General features: G+C 72.3%; 12 protein-coding genes. 9 read left to right on the forward strand and 3 right to left on the reverse strand.

Annotated elements, in window-relative coordinates:
- A complete protein-coding gene (locus ACWDGI_RS04225) occupies positions 1-1,092 on the reverse strand; it encodes a DUF4097 family beta strand repeat-containing protein (protein WP_450755098.1) in 1,092 nt (363 codons plus the stop codon).
- 214 nt (positions 1,093-1,306) lie between these two features.
- On the opposite strand from ACWDGI_RS04225, the gene ACWDGI_RS04230 reads away from it, so the two are divergent.
- On the forward strand, positions 1,307-1,546 hold the full coding sequence (locus ACWDGI_RS04230) for a hypothetical protein (RefSeq protein WP_450755100.1): 240 nt from the start codon (positions 1,307-1,309) through the stop codon (positions 1,544-1,546).
- A gap of 106 nt (positions 1,547-1,652) precedes the next feature.
- Here ACWDGI_RS04230 and ACWDGI_RS04235 read toward each other — a convergent pair whose 3' ends face one another.
- Positions 1,653-1,832 carry a DUF6104 family protein gene (locus ACWDGI_RS04235; RefSeq protein WP_152776632.1) on the reverse strand — a complete coding sequence of 60 codons (180 nt, stop codon included), beginning with the start codon at positions 1,830-1,832 and terminating at the stop codon, positions 1,653-1,655.
- A 227-nt stretch (positions 1,833-2,059) separates the two neighbouring features.
- On the opposite strand from ACWDGI_RS04235, the gene ACWDGI_RS04240 reads away from it, so the two are divergent.
- From ACWDGI_RS04240 to fxsT, 8 genes are all read left to right on the forward strand, one after another.
- Positions 2,060-2,518 carry a CU044_2847 family protein gene (locus tag ACWDGI_RS04240; RefSeq protein ID WP_450755102.1) on the forward strand — a complete coding sequence of 153 codons (459 nt, stop codon included), beginning with the start codon at positions 2,060-2,062 and terminating at the stop codon, positions 2,516-2,518.
- Positions 2,515-4,731: a VMAP-C domain-containing protein gene (locus tag ACWDGI_RS04245; protein WP_450755104.1), complete on the forward strand. Its 2,217-nt coding sequence runs from the start codon at positions 2,515-2,517 to the stop codon at positions 4,729-4,731. The genes ACWDGI_RS04240 and ACWDGI_RS04245 overlap by 4 nt, the downstream gene beginning before the upstream one ends.
- Positions 4,732-4,843: 112 nt before the next feature.
- The gene (locus tag ACWDGI_RS04250; protein WP_450755106.1) at positions 4,844-5,866 is read left to right on the forward strand and encodes an AAA family ATPase; all 1,023 of its coding nucleotides are present in this window, start codon (positions 4,844-4,846) and stop codon (positions 5,864-5,866) included.
- Positions 5,867-5,873: 7 nt separating this feature from the next.
- Positions 5,874-9,371: an SAV_2336 N-terminal domain-related protein gene (locus ACWDGI_RS04255; RefSeq protein WP_450755108.1), complete on the forward strand. Its 3,498-nt coding sequence runs from the start codon at positions 5,874-5,876 to the stop codon at positions 9,369-9,371.
- A gap of 38 nt (positions 9,372-9,409) precedes the next feature.
- Positions 9,410-9,562: an FxSxx-COOH cyclophane-containing RiPP peptide gene (fxsA, locus tag ACWDGI_RS04260; protein WP_450755110.1), complete on the forward strand. Its 153-nt coding sequence runs from the start codon at positions 9,410-9,412 to the stop codon at positions 9,560-9,562.
- 168 nt (positions 9,563-9,730) lie between these two features.
- Complete coding sequence (locus tag ACWDGI_RS04265) at positions 9,731-10,885, forward strand: FxsB family cyclophane-forming radical SAM/SPASM peptide maturase (RefSeq protein WP_450755112.1); 1,155 nt, start codon at positions 9,731-9,733, stop codon at positions 10,883-10,885.
- Positions 10,885-12,279: an aKG-HExxH-type peptide beta-hydroxylase gene (locus ACWDGI_RS04270; protein ID WP_450755315.1), complete on the forward strand. Its 1,395-nt coding sequence runs from the start codon at positions 10,885-10,887 to the stop codon at positions 12,277-12,279. Before ACWDGI_RS04265 ends, ACWDGI_RS04270 begins: the two co-directional genes overlap by 1 nt.
- Before the next feature lie 121 nt (positions 12,280-12,400).
- Complete coding sequence (gene fxsT, locus ACWDGI_RS04275; protein WP_450755114.1) at positions 12,401-15,406, forward strand: FxSxx-COOH system tetratricopeptide repeat protein; 3,006 nt, start codon at positions 12,401-12,403, stop codon at positions 15,404-15,406.
- Positions 15,407-15,487: 81 nt separating this feature from the next.
- Here fxsT and ACWDGI_RS04280 read toward each other — a convergent pair whose 3' ends face one another.
- Positions 15,488-19,324 carry a multifunctional oxoglutarate decarboxylase/oxoglutarate dehydrogenase thiamine pyrophosphate-binding subunit/dihydrolipoyllysine-residue succinyltransferase subunit gene (locus ACWDGI_RS04280; protein ID WP_450755116.1) on the reverse strand — a complete coding sequence of 1,279 codons (3,837 nt, stop codon included), beginning with the start codon at positions 19,322-19,324 and terminating at the stop codon, positions 15,488-15,490.
- Between the last annotated feature and the right edge of the window lie 241 nt (positions 19,325-19,565).

Genomic DNA, 19,565 nt, shown 5'->3' on the forward strand with positions numbered 1-19,565 from the left:
TCAGAGCACCTTCTTGTCGGTCGTACCGTCGGCCGGGTCTGCGGACCCGGGCCCCGATCCGGTCTCGGACCTGTCGGACCCGGTCCCGGTACCGGTGTCGGACCCGGAGGCGGGCGCGGAGGGCGAGGCGGGTGCGGACGGGGCGGACGACCCCGTCGGCCCTACGGGTGCCGTCGGACCCACAGGTCCTGTCGGCCCTACGGGTTCCGTCGGCCCGACGGGTTCCCTCGGTCCGGAGGGGCCGGGCGTCGGGCCGGACTCCCAGGCCGTCTTCTCGTCGTCGTCCTCCTTGGGCGGGCGTCGCAGCAGGGCGATGGAACCGGAGACCGTGGTGGCGCGGAGCTTGCCGGTGCCCGCGCCGAGGCGCCCGGTGATCTTGTGGGCGCCCCACTGGCCGTGCACCCGCAGTCCGTCGAAGGCGTTGGAGATCGTGCCGCTCGCGGTGTTGGCCTCGACCTCGGCGTCGGCCGGATGCGGCAGCCGGATGGCGATCTCGCCGGAGACGCTGGTCAGCCGGACGTCCGTCGGACCGTCCGGGTCCAGGTCGATGATCATGGAGCCGCTGACCGAGTCCGCGCGCACGGCGGAGCCCGAGCCCTCGACGACGGTCAGGTCTCCGGAGACCGAGTTGAACCGCAGGTCGCCGGTGACGGCCTGGGCCTCCAGGTTCCCGGAGACGGTGTCCGCGCGGACCTGGCCGGCGAGGCCGACCAGGGTCGTGTCGCCGGTGACGCCCTTGACCACCGACGTGCCGCTGATCCCGGAGACGACCGCGGCGGCGCCGACCACGCCCACCTCCACGCGGGTCTCCGCCGGGACGGCGAGCGAGACGACGGCGCTGCGCCGCCAGCCCTTGCGGTCGAGCCACTTGAGGAAGCCCTTCCAGGGCAGGTCCTCGTAGGCGACCGTGAGGGTGCCGTCGTGGTGCGTGACGGTCAGGGGCGGTCCCTCGATCTCGGAGACTTCCAGGCGGGCGGAACCCTCGTCCGTGCCCACGACGTTGACTGTTCCGTTGACGATGCGCACGTGCAGATCGCTCACGGGGGTGTCGAAGGTGAGCTTCCTGGGTTCAGCGACGGACCACTCGGACATGGTGCGGACCTCCCTCGGCCGGGCATGGCGGCTGCGTACGAGACGCGCGTGCACGGCTCGCGCCATATCGCGTCTTCCATAAACACGATATATCGTGGCTGTCGGAAGTCAAGGCGCTCTTCGGGGTGGTCGGTTGGGCTCTGTGTTGACCTCTGGAAGGGATCGAGTAGTCGCATATCGGGCGCTAGGTGGATTAATTGCCTACCGTGTGTCCATGTCGACGGATGAATCCAGGGCCTTCTCCCGGCCTCCGGGGCCCGGCACACGTACGCCGCCGGGCGCGTACGGCCTGCCGAGAGCCCATCGGGTGGCGCTGGCCGAGATGGCGGTGGGGCTGCCGGCCGTGGCGTGGGGGATGCGCCGGCGCAGTGTGCCGTGGGCCGCGGTGGGGGCGGTGCTGATGGCGCACGGGGCGATGGAGCTGTCGTACGAGACGGTGTTTCCGCGGGACTGACCGACGGCCGGCCGAGGGCTCGGCGCTGCCCCCCGCCACGGGCCGGTGGGGGCCGGTCGCCTGGTTCCCGCGCCCCGGGCGGGCCGCTTCGCGAGGGGCGGGCCTCCTACTCCTCGTCCTCGTCGTCCAGTCGGGCCAGCCAGGTCGCCAGGCGCTCCACCGGGACCTCGAAGTCGGGGTTCAGGTCGACGAAGGTGCGGAGCTGTTCCGCGAGCCACTCGAAGGTGATCTCCTCCTCGCCGCGCCGCTTCTCCAGTTCCTCGATGCCTCGGTCGGTGAAGTACATGGGTCGCTCTCCTGCTGCCTGCACGTGTGGGTGCCCGGTGGTGGGCGCCTACCAGCCTAGGCCGACGGCAAAGGTGTGCCGCCGGCGAAGGGTAGGGCTCGGCTCCGGCGGGAAGGACTCTTTCCCCGTGGATTGAAGCGGCGATGTGTTCCCGTGCGGGAAGGGCGGGAAACCACGAACGGTACGGCGTAGGGAGCACACGGGGCTCGGGGGAACGGGGGAGCGGCATGGAGCAGGACGCCGCGCGGATAGCGCGGGTGCGGTTGCCGGACGGTACACCGGTGTGGGCGCGGATCTCGGGCGCCGAGGAACTGGCCGTGCCGTCGGGGGAGTTGTCGTACACGGACACCGGGTTCACCGAGCGTGTGGAGGCGACTGTCGAGAGCCTGAACTCGCTGGTCGGCGGGGTCGCGCGGTCGCTCGCCGAGCCGTTGCGGGCGGTGCGGCCCGACGAGGTGAGCGTCGAGTTCGGCATCGAGCTGACCGCGAAGGCCGGCAAGGTCGTCGGGCTGCTCGCGGACGGGGAGGCGAAGGCGGCCATCACGGTCACCCTGACCTGGCACGGGGGCGGCCCGCCCGATCCGGACGCCGGTCACGACGGCTCCCCGGCCGCTCGCGCGGGCGCGTCCGGCGGCGCCCCGGTGCACGGGGGCGCCCAGGGAGCCGGGGCCGGGGGCGCGGAATGACGGACCGGCACGACGGGGGCGCGTCCGGCGGCTGGGATCCGGCCCACCACGCGCTGCGTGAACTCGTGATGGCGGCCACCGTACGCATCCATCGCACAGGTGTCGGGTATGCCCCGGAGGAGTCCGGGGCGTTCCTCGGCAGTGGCTTCTTCATCGCACCGAACTGGGTGCTGACCTGTGCCCATGTGATCCACGGCGGGGAGGGGGGCGAGGTCACGGTGGTCTATCAGCCCGGTCCCTTCGAGGAGCCCTGCGCGGTGCCCGGCAAGGTCGCCGCGACCCTCCCCGAGCACGTCGACCCACCCGTCCAGGGCGGCTGGCCCGCCCCGGACCTGGCGCTCGTCCGGTTGCGCGAGCCGGTGGACCACGACTGTGTCTACGTCTCCGAGCGGCCGATGCCGCACTACACCGAGGGCCGGGTGTTCTACGCGGGTTGGACCTCCTACCAGGGCCGGCCCGAGATCCTCGACGGCTTCCTCACCGTGCACGGCACCGTCGGCGGCTGGTCGGCGGGTGTCCAGATGCGCCTCGGCGAGAACGAACTGCCGCCCGGGGTCTCCGGCGGGCCGGTGATCGACCCGGTGCGCGGCGAGGTCGTCGGCGTGCTCAAGGCACGTGCGGCCCACGGATCGGGCGGCACCTCCATCGGGATCGAGCGGCTGCGCACCCTGCAGGCGGCGCCGGGCGACCGGCGGCACGACCTGTACCGGCACGGGCTGCGCCACCACGACCCGTACCAGCACGACCTCTACCAGGCCGTCTGTCACGCCCACGACCGCTACCACCGCGACCGCCAGCAGCCCACCGACGCCGGGCGCCCCACCTGGACCGACCTCCAGGCCGAACTCGGCACCCGTCCGGGCCGCACCCTGAGCCCGGACGAGCGGGTGGAGCTGCTCGGCCGGCTCGCCGACCTGCCGCCGCCGGACAGTACCCGTGGCCTGCTGGACATCCTCCACTCGCTGCCGAACTTCCGGCCGCCGGCCCTGTCGCTCGCACCGCGCGGCTGGCGGGACGGCCTCGGCGCGGTGTACGAGAACGTGCGCAACGACGGCGCGCTGCGCCTCGTCGCCGAGTACGCGATGCGGGTCATGACCGCCGAGCGCCCGGTCACGCCCTTCGTGCTGGACGCCGAGCAGGCCCTGTGGGAGTGGATCAAGCAGGCCGCGACCCGGCTGGACAGCGACTACCGCAGCGAGCTGGCCCGCAGGCGCGCCCAGCACCTCGGTGACCGGCTGCGCGAGCGGACCGGCCGCGACCGCGGCGATCACCGGGTCGCGGGGGCGGCGGGGGAGCAGGGCCGGGACCATCCGCACACCGCGCGCGACCAGTCCGTCCTGCTCGAGGTGGAGCATCTGGCCTGGAACCGCGGCCACTGCGACTGGTCGGTCGCGGTGGTGCGGGCCGACGGCGAGGCGACCCGGCTCGACGACGGGCAGGGTGCCCCGCTCGCCGACCTCGCCGCCCGGGTCGCCGAGCCGCTGGCCGAGGCGTTCCGCCGCTGTGACGAGCCCGGCCGGCCGGTCCCGCTGCAGGCCGCGCTGCCGCATCTGCTGCTCGACCTCCCGGTGGACGAGTGGCGGCTGCGGCCCGGCGCCGACCCGTTGGGCGTCGAACGGCCGGTCGTGGTCCGCTGCAAGGACCGTGACCAGCTGCCGGGGGAGGAGGACGGCTGGTACGGCGGCGAGGGCCCCGGTGACGGGTTCCCGGGCGACGGATTCCCCGGCGACGACGAGGAGTCCGACCGCCGTGACCGCTGGCACCGGGTGCACGACGGACGGGAGCGGGCCGAGAACCGGGCCAGGGCCGAGATACTGGACTGCGACGACGCGGTGCGCCGGCCGGTGTCCGGCGTGGCCGTGCTGCGCGGCCTCGCGCCCGGGACCGTCCCGGTGCTGTGCCGGCAGGGCGACCGGCGCTACCCGGACGACGCCACCGCCCTCGGCCGGATCGTCCGGGCGGGGTACGGGGTGGTGCTGTGGCGACGCTGGAGCCGCCGGACCGACTCCGTGTGCGGTGAGTTCCACCGGGGCGCCAGGATGACCGTCTACGACGTGGATGGTGCCTGGGAGCTGCCCGAATCGGTGCACAGGCTGCGCAAACAGGTGCGCGAGGGGCTCACGGAGGCGTTCTGGGCCAAGGACGTCGCTCTCCTGTACGACGACCCGCACCGACCCCTGCCCGGTACGGGCGACCTGCTCCAGGCACCGTGAACTCGCGCGCCCTGTGTGAGGCCCTTACGGGGTCTCCTGAAGGTCGATAACGTGATGGACGTTCGATGGCTGCCGTGGGGACCGGACGGACGAGTGACGACGAGGACCGGACATGACCGAATCCAGTGAGTGGCTCATCTACCGAGGCGCCGGCGAACCCCATGACGGCATGAACAGGCTGCCCCCGCCGCCCCCTTGGCGGGACTTCTCCGGCCGGGACGCGGCCGACGACGGCGACGGCTCCCGGGACCGCAGGCTCGGCGCCAACCGGCACCTGGCCGAGCTGCACCGGCCCGGCGCCGAGGAGCTGGAGATGATCAACGCGGCGCTGTATCTGCGCCGCCCGCTCCTCGTCACCGGCAGCCCCGGAGCGGGCAAGAGCACCCTGGCGCACTCGGTGGCGTACGAACTCGGTCTGGGCGACGTGCTGCGCTGGTCCATCGTCAGCCGCTCCACGCTCCAGGACGGCCTCTACCACTACGACGCCATCGCCCGGCTCCAGGACGTCCAGATCGCCGCGCAGGGCGGGTACGGCACCGCCGGCGGCACCCCGGGTGCCGTGGAAGCGATCGGCAGCTATGTCCGCCTGGGCCCGCTCGGCACGGCCCTGCTGCCTTCCGACACCCCGCGCGTGCTGCTGATCGACGAGCTCGACAAGAGCGACATCGACCTGCCCAACGACCTGCTGAACGTGCTGGAGGAAGGGGAGTTCGAGATCCCCGAGCTCCAGCGGATCGCCGACCGGCTGCCGGACGGCGAGGCCGAGGTGCTCACCGCCGACGGCACCAAGGTCCGGATCCGCGACGGCCGGGTGCGCTGCCGGGCCTTCCCGTTCGTGGTCCTCACCAGCAACGGCGAGCGGGACTTCCCGGCCCCGCTGATGCGCCGCTGCATCCATCTCGAACTGGACCGCCCCGACCACAACCGCCTCGCCACCTTCGTCCGCGCCCACCTCGGCGACGAGGCGGCCCGCGCGGGCGACGATCTGATCAGCCGTTTCCTGGAGCGTTCCCGCAGCGAGCTGCTCGCCGCCGACCAGCTGCTGAACGCCGTCTACCTCACCGACGCAGCCGCCCCGCCCAGCCGCGACCGGCTCGCCGACCTGCTCATCCAGCGGCTCGACCGCCCGAGGTGAGCCGCTGATGCCGGACGCAGCCCCCCGACACGGCCCCCTGCCACCCGGCCAGGACCGGGCACCGGGCGCGCCCGGTACGTCTCCCGGTGACCCGGCGGCAGAGCTCTCCGGCGTGCCCGGGACGGCCGGGAGCGCCGACGGGGACCGGGGCGGCCCCGGCGCGGCCGGCGGCGGCCCGGAACCGGGCGGCCCCGCCGACGGCGACCCGCTGGCCGAACTCGTCCGCAGGCTGCGGGAGGCCGGGCTCGACCCGGACACCGAGGGGCTGAGCGACGCCCTCTGGCTGGCCCGGTGGGCTCGGCCCGCCGTCGGGACGGCGGCGGAGCAGGCGGTCCCCGGCCCCGGTGGTGGCGGCCTGCCGAAGAGGCCCGTCGTACCGCCGAAGGACCCGTCGGGGGACACCCCGTCGGCGGGCGGTGAGAGCCGGCCGGCGCGGCCGGTGCCTTCCGCCGCCGGCGCCGGTGGAGCCGATCGCCGTACCTCCCTGTACCCCGTGCCGCAGCAGCACGGCGGCGGGCACAGCAGGCCGGCCGGCCGGATCACCGGGCTGCCGGTCGGCGTACCCGCCGCCCCCGCGCTGCCCGCGCCACTCGAACTCCAGCGCGCTTTACGGCCGTTGCAGGCCTACCGCAGCGCCGCACCGCCGCTGCGCGCCGAACTGGACGAGACGCGGACCGCCGAGCAAAGCGCCCGCGCGGGCGGTCTGATCCTGCCCGTGTACCGTGCGGTGACCCGGGGCGACGCCCGCCTCCAACTGGTCCTGGAGGCCTCCCCGTCGATGCGGGTCTGGGACCGGATGTTCGATGAACTGGTCCAGGTCTTCGGCCAGTTGGGTGCCTTCGGGGACATCCAGATCAGCCATCTGCACACCGGCCCCGACGGCGAGCCGGCGGTCGGCCGCAGCCCGGACGCGCACGCGGCCCCGCTGCACACCGCGGACCGCCTCAGCGATCCGACCGGGCGCCGGATCACCGTCCTGATCAGCGACTGTGCCGGACCGCTGTGGCACAGCGGCCGCGCCCACCGGCTGCTGCACCACCTGTCCCGGCAGGCGCCGGTAGCCGTGCTCCAGCCGCTGCCGCAGCGGATGTGGAGCCGCACCAGGCTGCCCGTGACCTACGGGGAGCTGAGCCGCGGCGAGACGCTGGGCGGCGCCACCGCGCTGCGGGTGCGCACCCCGGCCGGAGCCGCGTCCGGCGGCCCACGGGGTGCCGTACCGGTGCCGGTGCTGCCGCCCGAGCCGGTGGCGCTCGGGGCATGGGCGAGGCTGCTGTCCGGGGTCGGTGCCGGCCCGGTGGCGGGCGCGGTGGGCTGGGTGCGCGCGGACCAGCCGCCCGCGCCGGCCGGACGCGCCGGGCGGGTGCTGTCGCCGATCGAGCGGGTCAGCAGGTTCCAGTCCGGCGCCTCCCCGAGCGCCGGCCGGCTCGCCGTCTACCTGGCCGCCGCCCCGCTCAGCCTCCCGGTGATGCAACTGGTCCAACGGACCATGCTGCCCGACTCCGGCCCCTCCGAACTCGCCGAGGTGCTGCTCGGCGGCCTGGTCACCCGGGCCCGCGAGGACCACGCCGACCAGCACACGGACGGCACCCAGTGGTACGAGATGGCCCCCGAGGTCCAGGAGGCGCTGCTCTCCACGCTCGGCCGCGACGAGGCCCTGCTCGTCCTCAAGCACTGCTCCGAGTACATCGAGCAGCGCTTCGGCAAGGGCGGCCCCAACTTCCCCGCCCTCGCCCTCGCCCAGCTCGGCGACGGCGACTCCGGGCGGCCGTACACCCCACCGGGCACCGGCTACCCGGCCCAGGGCGGCGACAACGGCGACGCGACCCTCGTCCCGCAGCCCTTCGCCGAGGTCGCGGCCCGCGTCCTGGAGCGTTTCATGCCGCTGCCCGAGCAGTTCCGCCTCTACGGCGGCCGCGACACCGCCGTACGACCGGGCGAACATCGCACCCACCAGGCGGTCGACCGGGCCCGCGCCCTGCTCGCCCGGTTCGACACCGAGGGCATGGTGCAGGACCTGATCGACGCCGTGCAGCTGCTGCGCGGGGCCACCGAGCACGAGCGGCCCGTGGGGGCGGACCCGGAACTGTGGGCGGAGTACGCGCACTGCACGCTGCGCCTGTGGGAGGTGCAGGGCGGCGCGGATCTGCTGTACGAGGCCGAGGAAGCGGCGGAGCGGGCCGTGGCCCATCCCCATGCCCGGCGCGAACGGGCCGTCCTGGCCCGGGTGTTGCGGGCCGCCGCCACCGACCGCAGGCGGCACGGCGACCGGGCGGGCGCCCTCGACCTGCTGCGTCGTGCCGACCGGGAGTACGTGGTGGCGTGCGGCGCCCCCGACCTCGATCAGCGGGAGGCGCTGCGGCTGACGCTGGAGCGGGTCGGCGCGCTGGAGGCGCAGTGGAGCCTCGGCGGCGACAGCGCGCTGCTGCAGAGTGCGGTCGGCATGCTGGAGGCGTTCGCCGACGCCTGGCCGGACCGCCGGCACCGGCCGCCCGAACTGCCGCGCGCGCACGGCCGGATCCTGCTGCGCCTGTCGGCCGCGACGACCGACCCCGAGCAGGCCCGCGGCTATGCGGAACAGGCCTCCCGCTCGCTGCGCGACGCCCTGGAGGGCGCCCCCGAGACCCCGGACGGGGTGAGGATACGGCTCGACCTGGTGGACGCCCTGCTGTGTGCGGGCGCCTCCCTGGACGAGGCCCAGGACCTGGTCGACGAGGCGCTGGCGGTCACCCGGAAGCGCGGCCGGCGGTCCGCCCTGCATCTGCGGGCCGGGCGCGTTCGGGTCGCCCGGTACGCGGAGACCGGCGATCCGCGCGAACTCCAGGACGCGGCGGCCGCGTTCGCGGGTGCGGCGGCGGAGATGCCGCGGGACGACCCCGAGTACTCGCAGGTCCTCGCCGAGTGGGGTGAGGCGCTGTTGCGCCGGGCGGACTCGGAGACCGGCGACCGTGCGTGGGCGCCGCTGTCGCAGGCGATCCGGGTGCTGCGGGACTGCCGCCGGGAGACCTCCACGGGGAACCGGGAGCTCGGCCTCCGGCTGCTGTTGCTCGGCCGTGCCCTGATCCTCCGCTACCGGCTGCGCGGCGACCGCGTGGATCTCCGCGAGGCCGAGCACCTCTTCGGGCTCGCGGCGACCGCCGCGGACGGCCCGCTGCTGGCCGCCCGCTGCCGGCTGGAGCTGGGGCAGGCGCAGTACGAGGCCTACCACAGCCTCGGCCGCCCGACCCGGCTCGACGAGGCGGTGGACGCCTTCCGTCTCGCCGCCGAGTCGGCCCGCGAGGCGGAGGCGGAGGCCCGTACCGAGCGCCGCCGCCAGGAAGCGGTGGTGCTGGGCGCGCAGGCTCACCACTGGCGGGGTATGTCCTACGAGGCGGCCGCCCGTCCACGGGCCGCCCGCGAGGCCTACCGGGCCGCCCGCACGGAGTGGTCGCGGCTGCCGGAGGGCACGCTGGGTTCGGGAGAGCCGACGGCCGACGACACGGCCGAGCGGCTGGCTGAGCTGGAGTGAGCGCGCCACAGAGCGGCCGAGAGGAGAGGAACGGGGAGATGACGGACGAGCCGTTGCCGGAACTGCTGGACCTGGACCTGGAGGAGCTGAGGACCATTCAGCATCCGGTCCTGCACGAGGTGCTGGAGGGACTGCGCGAGCGTGCGGAGCGGCCGAGCGAGATGCTCTGGGGCTTCAACAACGCGATGTGAGCCACCGGAAACGGGAGTTGTGAGCCACATGGCGCTGTGAAAGGCGGTCGCGTTCGGTCAAATGGAGTCAGAAAAAGGCGACTTCGATCGCACCGGGTTTACGTCCGGTCTCCGACCGGGAATGCGCCCTGATACGGGTGGAACGGCGTACGGCATGGGGGTGCTGGATTGTCTACGACCGGTCACCCCTTCCGCCAGTTCATCGTGAAGGTGCACGGCCGGTGCAACCTGGCCTGCACCTACTGCTACCTCTACGAGGGCCCCGACCGCACCTGGCGCACCCGCCCGGCCGCCGCCCCGCCCGCCGTCCTGGACCGCACCGCCGACCGCATCGCCGAGCATGCCCGCACCCACGGCCTGACCGCGGTCTCCCTGGTTCTGCACGGCGGCGAACCCCTGCTGGCGGGCGCCGACACCCTGGCCCGCTTCACCGACGCCGTGCGCGCACGCGTGCCCGCCGACTGCGCGGTCCGCCCCACCGTCCAGACCAACGCCACCCTCCTGACCGAGGCCCGGCTCACGGTCCTGGCCCGGCACGGCATCCGGATCGGCATCAGCCTCGACGGCGGCCGCGCCGAGCACAACGCGCGTCGCGTCGACCACGCGGGCCGCCCGTCCTGGCCGGCCGCGGTGCGCGGGGCGCGCCTGGTCGCCGACCGCTACCCGGAGTCGTACGCGGGCGTCCTGACCGTCGTGGACCCCACGCTGGACCCGGTGGAGACGTACGAATCCCTGCTCGAACTCCGCCCACCCGCCGTGGACCTGCTGCTGCCGCACGGCAACTGGTCGGCGCCGCCGCCGCATCGCTCAGGAGTCCGGTATGGCGACTGGCTGTGCGCGGTCTTCGACCGTTGGTGGTCGGCCGGGCGACGGGCGACCCGGATAAGGCTGTTCGAGGAGTGCCTGGCCCTGTTGCTGGGGTTACCGGCGGCCACCGAATCCCTCGGACTGGCCCCCTTCGACGCGCTCGTCGTGGAGACGGACGGGTCGATCGAACAGGTCGACTCGCTGAAGTCGGCCTACGAGGGCGCCGCACGGACCGGCCTGGACGTCTTCCGGCACACTTTCGACCTGGCGTTACGGCACCCCGGGGTCGCCGCACGGCAGGCGGGCGCGGCGGCCCTCGCCGACGACTGCCGGTCCTGCCCGCTGCTGTCGGTCTGCGGCGGCGGCCACTACGCGCACCGCTACCGGGCCGGGAACGGCTTCCGCAATCCCTCGGTGTACTGCCCCGACCTGGAGCGTTTCATCCGGCATGTGGCCGGCCGGCTCGCCATGGAAGCGGTGCCTGCGCCGGCTTCCTGCGAAGGGGGAACCCGGTGATACTCCCGCCACTCCCGGACCGGTCCCTCGCCGAACTCGCACGCACCGGGGGCGAGGCCGACACGCTCGCTCTGCTGAACCGCGACCAGGACACCCGGCGGCTGATTCTGTTGCGGGCGGTGCTGGACGCGGCGGAGACGGCGGATTCCAGGACCTGCCCGGCGGCGGCGAAGGCGAGGCTGAAGGAGGACTGGGCGCTGCTCACGGAGGCGGACCGTACGGCCTCGCGCTCCCCGGCGCGGGCCAGGCTCTGGTATCCGCTGACGGGACCCTGGGCCCGGCGCTGCCTGACCGCCCTCGACCCGCGGACCAGCCCCTCGACCCCGGACCGGCGTCGCGAACTCGCCCGCGATCTGTCCTACTTCAGCGCCCTCGCGGCCGTGGCCGCGGCCCGTGCCGGAATCTCGTTCACCACGGAGCTGATCGCCCGTGACGGCGTCCTGGTCCTTCCGTCGCTGGGCGCGCTGCACACCGCCGAGCGTGGCGACGCGCGGGTACAAGTGACCTTTCGGCAAGGTCGTATGACGATTGACCAGACCGTTGTGCACCTGGAGAACGGCATCGGCGCCTGGTCCGGTTCGCTCGCCTGGACCTCGGCGTACGCGCTGCCCGGCCTCGTTCCCGGTGCGGCGCCCATGCCCCTGGACGACCTCGACCCCTACCGGGTGCCGCCCGGCGATCCGGACCGGTACGCGCTGAGCGGACCGGCGGCCCCGGACGACGCCGAACGCAAACGGTGGCTCCAGAACTGGTCCGGCACCGCCGCCGTACTGCGCACCGGCGGCGAGCGGCGGCTCACGGAGGCACAGGCGCTGCTCCGTTGCCTGGTGCCCCTGGAGATGCTGCCCGGGGCGGAGGGCCGGGGCAGTTGCAGCGGAACCCGGCGCGAGGCGTTCGGTGCCCTGCTCAGCAACGCCCCCGCCACCCCGGTCGCCTTCGCCGCGATCCTCGTCCACGAGTTGCAGCACGCCAAACTGGTGGCGCTGAGCCAGATGGTGGAACTGCACCGGGCGAGCCCGGCGGCACGGTACTTCGCGCCCTGGCGCCCGGATCCGCGGCCGTACGACGGACTGCTCCAGGGCGCGTACTCGCACCTCGCCCTCGCGGACTTCTTCCAGCGCCGGGCGCTCACGGTGGACCTGGCCCAGGACGAAGGTGCCTGGGCGCTGTACGCGCGCTACCACGCCCAGGTCGGGGCGGCTCTGCCCGCGCTGGTCGGCTCGTCGGACCTCACAGCGGTGGGCCGGCGGTTCGTCGACGCGATGGCCGCCACCCACGAGCGGCTCGCGGCACATCCCGCGCCCCGGGGCCACACGGCGCGCGCGCACGCGTACGTCAAGGCGGCGCGGGTGCTGTGGACTCAGCGTCAACCCCGTGGTGAATCGCGGAAATGACGACTTCTCACGTCCCACTGCGCAAAGATCGACGGGCCGAGGTGTTGGTTCCGAAGTCGCCGGGCTCCCCAGAGCCGCATCGAGGTTCTAGGATTTTATGACTACGCGTGGAGGCCGTCGCATGTCTGAAACTCGTACGCCGGTCAGGCTGCCCGAAAGGGGGGCCGCGAGGCAGACCGTCACGATCAGCTTCGCCGGATTCAACCGGGCCTGGGCGGCGTGGATCGGGGACAGACTGGAGCGGCAGGGGATCCGGGTCGTCTACGTGCGCTGGGACTCCCCGGCGGAGGAGACCCTGGTGGACCTCCTGCGCGGACTCTCCCTGGCCGAGGGCCGGATCCTGATCCTCGTCAGTGAGCGGTACTTCCAACTCGGCCCGCGGACCTTCGACGAGTGGAACGCGGCGCTGCGCGAGGTCGTCGCGCCGGACCCCGCCAAGTTCGCCGCTGTCTCCGTCACCAGCACACCGGTCCCCTCGGCCATCGCCGTGCTCGCCCCCGTCGACCTGACCAACATGGGCTCCGACGAGGCGGAGCGCCGTCTGCTGGACCGGCTGGACCTGCCCATCGACGGCCACCCGGCGGTGGACGGTGCCCGCGGCCCGCGCTTCCCGGCCGCGATGCCGGAGGTATGGGGCGGGGTGCCGCGCCGCAACACCCGCTTCACGGGCCGCGAGCCGCTGCTGAACGACGCGTACCACCTGTTGCAGGGCAGCGAACCGGGCGCCGGTGTGCTGACACTGCACGGCATGTCCGGGGTGGGCAAGACCCAGCTCGCGGCCGAGTACGTGTACCGCTTCGGCTCCGAGTACGACGTGGTGTGGTGGGTCAACGCGGAGAACCGGGCCACCTACCGCCGCCTGCTCGCCGAACTCGCCCCGAAGCTCGGTCTGTCGACGGGTGACGAATACGGCGAACGACTCCGCGCGGTCCGTGACTCGCTCCGCCGGGGCAACCCCTTCTCCCGCTGGCTGCTGATCCTGGACGGCGCCGACGAACCCGACCAGATCTGGGACCTGGTCCCGACCGGCTCCGGGCACGTGCTCATCACCTCCCGGAACACCGAGTGGAGCGAGCACAACAGCAAACTGCTCGAAGTACGCGTCTACGACCGTGACGAGTCGGTCGCCTTCATCCGGCGCCGGGCACCCCGGCTGACGGAGCCGGAGGCCGACCAACTCGCCGACGCCCTCGAGGACCTGCCCCTGCTGCTCGATCAGACGGCCGGCTGGCTCAACGACTCCGACCTGTCCGTCGACGACTACATCGCGCTGTTGGAGGGTGGCGTCGACCAGGACGTCGTACGGGTGTCCGCCGACTTCCCGGTGGCCTTCCAGACGGCGTGGTCGATACTGCTGAACAAACTGCGCGACACGGTCCCGGAGTCCGTCGACCTGCTCCGCCTGTGCACGTTCTTCGCACCGGGCTTCATCCCCGTGCGCATGCTGCGCGAGATGTCCCACGACGACCTGCCCGAACAGATCACCGGGCTGCTGGACGATCCCCTGCTCTGGAACAAGGCGATCAACCAGCTGCGGCAGTACTCCGTGGTCCGGCTGGAGTCCCACGAGATCGGCGCGGACGAGGCTCCGTCGCCCGGTGAGTCGGTCTACCTGCACCGGATGGTCCACCAGGTCGTCGGCAAGGACATGCCGGAAGAGGACCGGCGGGAGTTCATCGACGTGGTGCGGCGGGCCCTGGCCGAGGCCGACCCCGGCCGCCCGACCGACACCCGCAACTGGGAGGCGTACGCGGAGCTCGTGCCGCACCTGAAGTACGCCGACGTCCTCAACAGCAAGGACCGCAGGGTACAGACCCTGGTCCTCAACTGCCTGCGCTACATGTACTTCGCGGGCGAGTACACCACGGGCTGGAAACTCGGCCGCCGCGCTCTGAACACCTGGCGCGAACTGCTGGGCGAATCGCATCCGCGCATCTGGGACGTGACCTACCACTACGCCAACCTGCTGCGCGCGGCAGGACGGCTGGAGGAGACGGAGGCCATCGAACGGGCGGCGGCGGACCGGCTCCGCCGGGAGCGCGGCGAACGCGATCTCGACTACCTGCGCGTGCTCATGGGGCTGGCCGCCGACGTACGCGCTCTCGGCCGCTACGAAGAGGCCCTCGCGCTGGACGAACAGCTGTATCCCATGTACCGGGAACTCCTCGGCGAGCAGGACTCACGTACCCTCAACGCGCTGAACAACTGGGGCTTCACACTGAGGCTGATGGGCCGCTACCAGGAATCGCTGGACATCGCCCAGCGGACACTGGAACAACGCCGGCTCGTGCTGACGGGCCGGCACCTGTGGACACTCTTCTCCGAGGCGACGTACTCGATCGGCCTCAGGCTGCTGGGCCGCTACGCGGAAGCCGAGTCCATCCAGGCCAAGAACGTACGCGAGTACCGGATCGTCGCGGGCCGGACCAACCAGGACACCCTGCGCGCCGAGCACAACCTGGCACTCTGCCAGTTGCGCGGCGGGGACCGCGCGGCGGCCGGAAAGCTGCTCACGAAGGTGCTGGAGGGCTTCGAACGCAAGCTCGGCGACCGGGACCTGCTGACGCTCTCCGCCGCCGTCAGCCACAGCTGCTACAACCGTGAGCACGGCGACATCGACCTGGCGCGCGAGACCAGCGAGTCCATCCTCGCCCGGTACGAGCAACTGCTGCCGGAGGGGCACCCGTTCATCATCGGCGCCCGCGCCAACCAGGCCCTGGTGCTGCGCAACGTCGGCGAGCGCGAACACGCGCACGTCCTGATCGAGCAGGCCCTCGCCGACATGACCGAGGCCGTGGGCGAGAACCACCCCCACACCCTCGGCTGCGCCATCAACGCCGCCGCCCTGCGCAACCTGATCGGTGAGACGGAGTCGGCAGCCGAACTCAGCAGGATCACCATCGCCCGCGCCACCGAGACCCTCGGCCGCACCCACCCCCTCACCCTGTCCGCCCGCGTCGCCCACGCGGCCGACCTGCGCGGACTGCGCTCTCGCCAGCAGGCCGAAAAGGTCGAACAGGAGGCCCTCACCGACCTGGAGGCGACTCTGGGCAAGCAGCACGTCCACACCGTCTCGGCCCGTGCCCGCAACCGTCCCTACTGGGACTTCGAACCCCAGGCCAGCTGAGGCGGGAACGAACGCCGAAGGGCCCGGCCCCCGTGACGGGGACCGGGCCCTTGGACGTGCTGACCTTCAGGATCCGCAGGCCTACGCCTCGAACACCTCACGCACCAGCTGCTCCTGCTCCGCCTGGTGCCGCTTCGCGGAACCGACGGCCGGGGAGGAGCTGTGCGGGCGGGAGATGCGGCGCAGGCGTTCGCCGGCCGGGACGTCCGCGCCGACCGCCAGGTCCAGGTGGTCGATCAGGTTGAGGGCGATGAACGGCCAGGCACCCTGGTTCGCCGGCTCCTCCTGGGCCCACAGGTACTTCTCGGCGTTCGGGTACTTGTTGACCTCCGCCTGGAGCTCCGCACCCGGCAGCGGGTACAGGCGCTCGACACGGATGATCGCCGTGTCCGTGACACCGCGCTTCTGCCGCTCGGCCTCCAGGTCGTAGTAGACCTTGCCGGTGCAGAAGACGACCTTGCGGACCGCGTTCGCCTCGACCGAGGCGTCGCCGATGACCGGGCGGAACTGCCCGCTCGTGAACTCCTCCGCCTTCGAGGCCGCCGCCTTCAGGCGCAGCATCGACTTCGGGGTGAAGACGACCAGCGGCTTGTGGTGCGGGTTGTGCACCTGCCACCGCAGGAGGTGGAAGTAGTTCGACGGCAGGGTCGGCATCGCGACCGTCATGTTGTTCTGCGCGCACAGCTGGAGGTAGCGCTCGATACGGGCCGAGGAGTGGTCCGGGCCCTGGCCCTCGTAGCCGTGCGGGAGCAGCAGCGTGACGCCGGAGGTCTGGCCCCACTTCTGCTCGGCCGCCGAGATGTACTCGTCGATGACCGACTGGGCGCCGTTGGCGAAGTCGCCGAACTGGGCCTCCCACATCACCAGCGCGTCCGGACGGGTGAGCGAGTAGCCGTACTCGAAGCCCATCACCGCGTACTCGGAGAGCAGCGAGTTGTAGACGTTGTAGCGGGCCTGGTCCTCGGACAGGTACAGCAGCGGGGTGTAGTCGGCGCCCGTCTCACGGTCGATCAGGACCGCGTGGCGCTGGCCGAAGGTGCCGCGCTGGGAGTCCTGGCCGGAGAGCCGGACCGGGGTGCCCTCCATCAGCAGCGAGCCGATGGCGAGGGTCTCGCCCATGCCCCAGTCGATCGTGCCGTCCTCGATCATCGCCGCCCGGCGCTGCAGCTGCGGCAGCAGACGCGGGTGGACGGTGAAGTAGTCCGGGATGTTGACCTGGGACTCGGCGATCCGCTTGAGGACCTCCGTGGAGATCGCCGTCGGGACGGCGATCGGGAAGCCGTCCTGCGGCGCCTGGGCGTCCGCGGCGGCCGGCTGCGCGGTGGCCTCGCGGACCTCCGTGAAGACCTTCTCCAGCTGGCCCTGGTAGTCCTGCAGGGCCTGCTCGGCCTCTTCCAGGGTGATGTCGCCGCGACCGATCAGGGACTCGGTGTAGAGCTTGCGCACCGAGCGCTTCTTGTCGATCAGGTCGTACATCAGCGGCTGGGTGAAGGCCGGGTTGTCCGACTCGTTGTGACCGCGGCGGCGGTAGCAGATGAGGTCGATCACCACGTCCTTGTTGAACGCCTGACGGAACTCGAAGGCGAGGCGCGCGACGCGCACCACGGCCTCCGGGTCGTCGCCGTTCACGTGGAAGATCGGGGCCTCGATCATGCGGGCCACGTCCGTGGCGTACATCGAGGAGCGCGACGACTCGGGGGCCGCCGTGAAGCCGACCTGGTTGTTGATGACGATGTGGACCGTGCCGCCGGTGCGGTAGCCGCGCAGCTGCGACATGTTCAGGGTCTCGGCCACCACGCCCTGGCCCGCGAAGGCCGCGTCGCCGTGGATCGCCACCGGCAGCACCGTGAAGTCCGTGCCGCCCTTGTTGATGATGTCCTGCTTGGCGCGGGCGATGCCCTCGATGACCGGGTCGACCGTCTCCAGGTGGGACGGGTTGGCGGCCAGCGAGACCTTGATCTGCTCGCCGTCCAGGCCGGTGAAGGTGCCCTCGGCGCCCAGGTGGTACTTCACGTCGCCGGAGCCGTGCATCGACTTCGGGTCGAGGTTGCCCTCGAACTCGCGGAAGATCTGCGCGTACGACTTGCCGACGATGTTGGCGAGCACGTTCAGCCGGCCGCGGTGGGCCATGCCGATGATGATCTCGTCCAGGCGGGACTCGGCGGCCGAGTCCAGCACCGCGTCGAGCAGCGGGATGACGGACTCGCCGCCCTCCAGGGAGAAGCGCTTCTGGCCGACGTACTTCGTCTGCAGGAAGGTCTCGAAGGCCTCCGCGGCGTTGAGGCGGCGCAGGATCCGCAGCTGCTCCTCGCGCTCCATCTTGGAGTGCGGGCGCTCCACACGGTCCTGGATCCACTTGCGCTGCTTGGGGTCCTGGATGTGCATGAACTCGATGCCGGTGGTGCGGCAGTACGAGTCGCGCAGCACGCCGAGGATGTCGCGCAGCTTCATCATCGACTTGCCGGCGAAACCGCCGACGGCGAAGTCCCGCTCCAGGTCCCACAGGGTGAGGCCGTGCTCGACGATGTCCAGGTCGGGGTGCTTGCGCTGCTTGTACTCCAGCGGGTCGGTGTCGGCCATGACGTGGCCGCGGACCCGGTAGGAGTGGATCAGCTCGAAGACCCGGGCGGCCTTGGTGACGTCGTCGTCGTGCGAGGCGTCGATGTCCTTGAGCCAGCGGACCGGCTCGTAGGGGATGCGCAGCGCCTCGAAGATGTCGTCGTAGAAGCCGTTGTCGCCGAGCAGGAGGTTCGCGACCGAGCGCAGGAACTCGCCGGAGGCGGCGCCCTGGATGACCCGGTGGTCGTAGGTCGACGTGAGCGTCATGACCTTCGAGATGCCGAGCTTGTTCAGGGTGTCCTGGCTGGTGCCCTGGAACTCCGCCGGGTAGTCCATGGAGCCGACGCCCATGATGACCGACTGGCCGGGCATCAGACGCGGGACCGAGTGGACGGTGCCGAGGCCGCCGGGGTTGGTCAGGGAGACCGTGACACCGGTGAAGTCGTCCATCGTCAGCTTGTTGTCGCGGGCGCGACGGACGATGTCCTCGTAGGCCTGCCAGAACTCGAAGAAGTTCAGCGTCTCGGCCTTCTTGATGGCCGCGACGACCAGCTGGCGGTCGCCGTTGGGCTTCACCAGGTCGATGGCCAGGCCCAGGTTGACGTGCGCCGGCTTGACGAGGGTCGGCTTGCCGTCCTTCTCGCCGAACGCGTAGTTCATCGACGGCATGGCCTTGATCGCCTGGACCATCGCGAAGCCGATCAGGTGCGTGAAGGAGATCTTCCCGCCCCGGGCGCGCTTCAGGTGGTTGTTGATGACGATCCGGTTGTCGAAGAGCAGCTTCACCGGGACCGCGCGGACCGAGGTGGCCGTCGGCAGTTCCAGCGAGGCGTTCATGTTCTTCGCGACGGCCGCGGCGGGACCACGCAGGGTGACCAGCTCGGGACCCTCGGGCGCCGCGGCGGCGGGCGCGGCCTTCGCGGCGGCGGCCGGCTTCGCGGCGGCCGGAGCCGCGGCGGGCTTCGCGGGCGCCGGAGCGGGCGCTGCGGCCTGGGGAGCGGCCGGGGCGGCCGGAGCAGCCGGGGCGGGCGCCGCGGGCGCCGGAGCGGCGGGCGCGGGCGTGGTGGGCGCCGGGGCGGCCGGAGCCGCGGCCTGCTGCGCCTGCGGTGGCGCGGGCGTCGTGGTGCCCGCGGCCCCCGCGGCCGCGGTACCCGCCGGAGCCGAGGCGGCGGGCGCTCCCGGCTTGTAGTCGGCGAAGAAGTCCCACCAGGCACGGTCTACCGAATTCGGGTCCTGGAGGTACTGCTGATAGATCTCGTCGACGAGCCACTCGTTCGGTCCGAACGCGGCAGCGGGATTCTTGCCCGCTTGGTCTGCGTCGGTCGAGATGCTCGAGTTACTGGGGGACTGTGGCGACACGGCGGCAACCGCCCTCTTCCGCTTCACAAGGTGATGGACAGCGGGAATAAAGGCTACGCCTCCAAGACCGTGAAGGTCAGGTCGGGCCGGTTCATCGTCGTGTAAGTCACATCGGAAACCGTGTTTCGGGCCTTGAAATGGCGGGAAACAAGCGTGGTTCCGCTGTGAGAGGACTGAATCGGGCATGGCTCCGCCGCGCCGGTGATCACCTCGCTCCGGCCCCCGTCGCGACGTGCGCGGA

It is taken from the genome of Streptomyces sp. NPDC001220 (assembly GCF_053597895.1).

What these genes read in the sequence shown, in the direction of transcription:
- fxsT (WP_450755114.1), top strand. Translation starts at nt 12,401, where the DNA reads ATGTCTGAAACTCGTACGCCGGTCAGGCTGCCCGAAAGGGGGGCCGCG.
- ACWDGI_RS04245 (WP_450755104.1), top strand. Translation starts at nt 2,515, where the DNA reads ATGACGGACCGGCACGACGGGGGCGCGTCCGGCGGCTGGGATCCGGCC.
- ACWDGI_RS04255 (WP_450755108.1), top strand. Translation starts at nt 5,874, where the DNA reads ATGCCGGACGCAGCCCCCCGACACGGCCCCCTGCCACCCGGCCAGGAC.
- ACWDGI_RS04225 (WP_450755098.1), bottom strand. Translation starts at nt 1,092, where the DNA reads ATGTCCGAGTGGTCCGTCGCTGAACCCAGGAAGCTCACCTTCGACACC.
- ACWDGI_RS04240 (WP_450755102.1), top strand. Translation starts at nt 2,060, where the DNA reads ATGGAGCAGGACGCCGCGCGGATAGCGCGGGTGCGGTTGCCGGACGGT.
- ACWDGI_RS04235 (WP_152776632.1), bottom strand. Translation starts at nt 1,832, where the DNA reads ATGTACTTCACCGACCGAGGCATCGAGGAACTGGAGAAGCGGCGCGGC.
- fxsA (WP_450755110.1), top strand. Translation starts at nt 9,410, where the DNA reads ATGACGGACGAGCCGTTGCCGGAACTGCTGGACCTGGACCTGGAGGAG.
- ACWDGI_RS04250 (WP_450755106.1), top strand. Translation starts at nt 4,844, where the DNA reads ATGACCGAATCCAGTGAGTGGCTCATCTACCGAGGCGCCGGCGAACCC.
- ACWDGI_RS04230 (WP_450755100.1), top strand. Translation starts at nt 1,307, where the DNA reads ATGTCGACGGATGAATCCAGGGCCTTCTCCCGGCCTCCGGGGCCCGGC.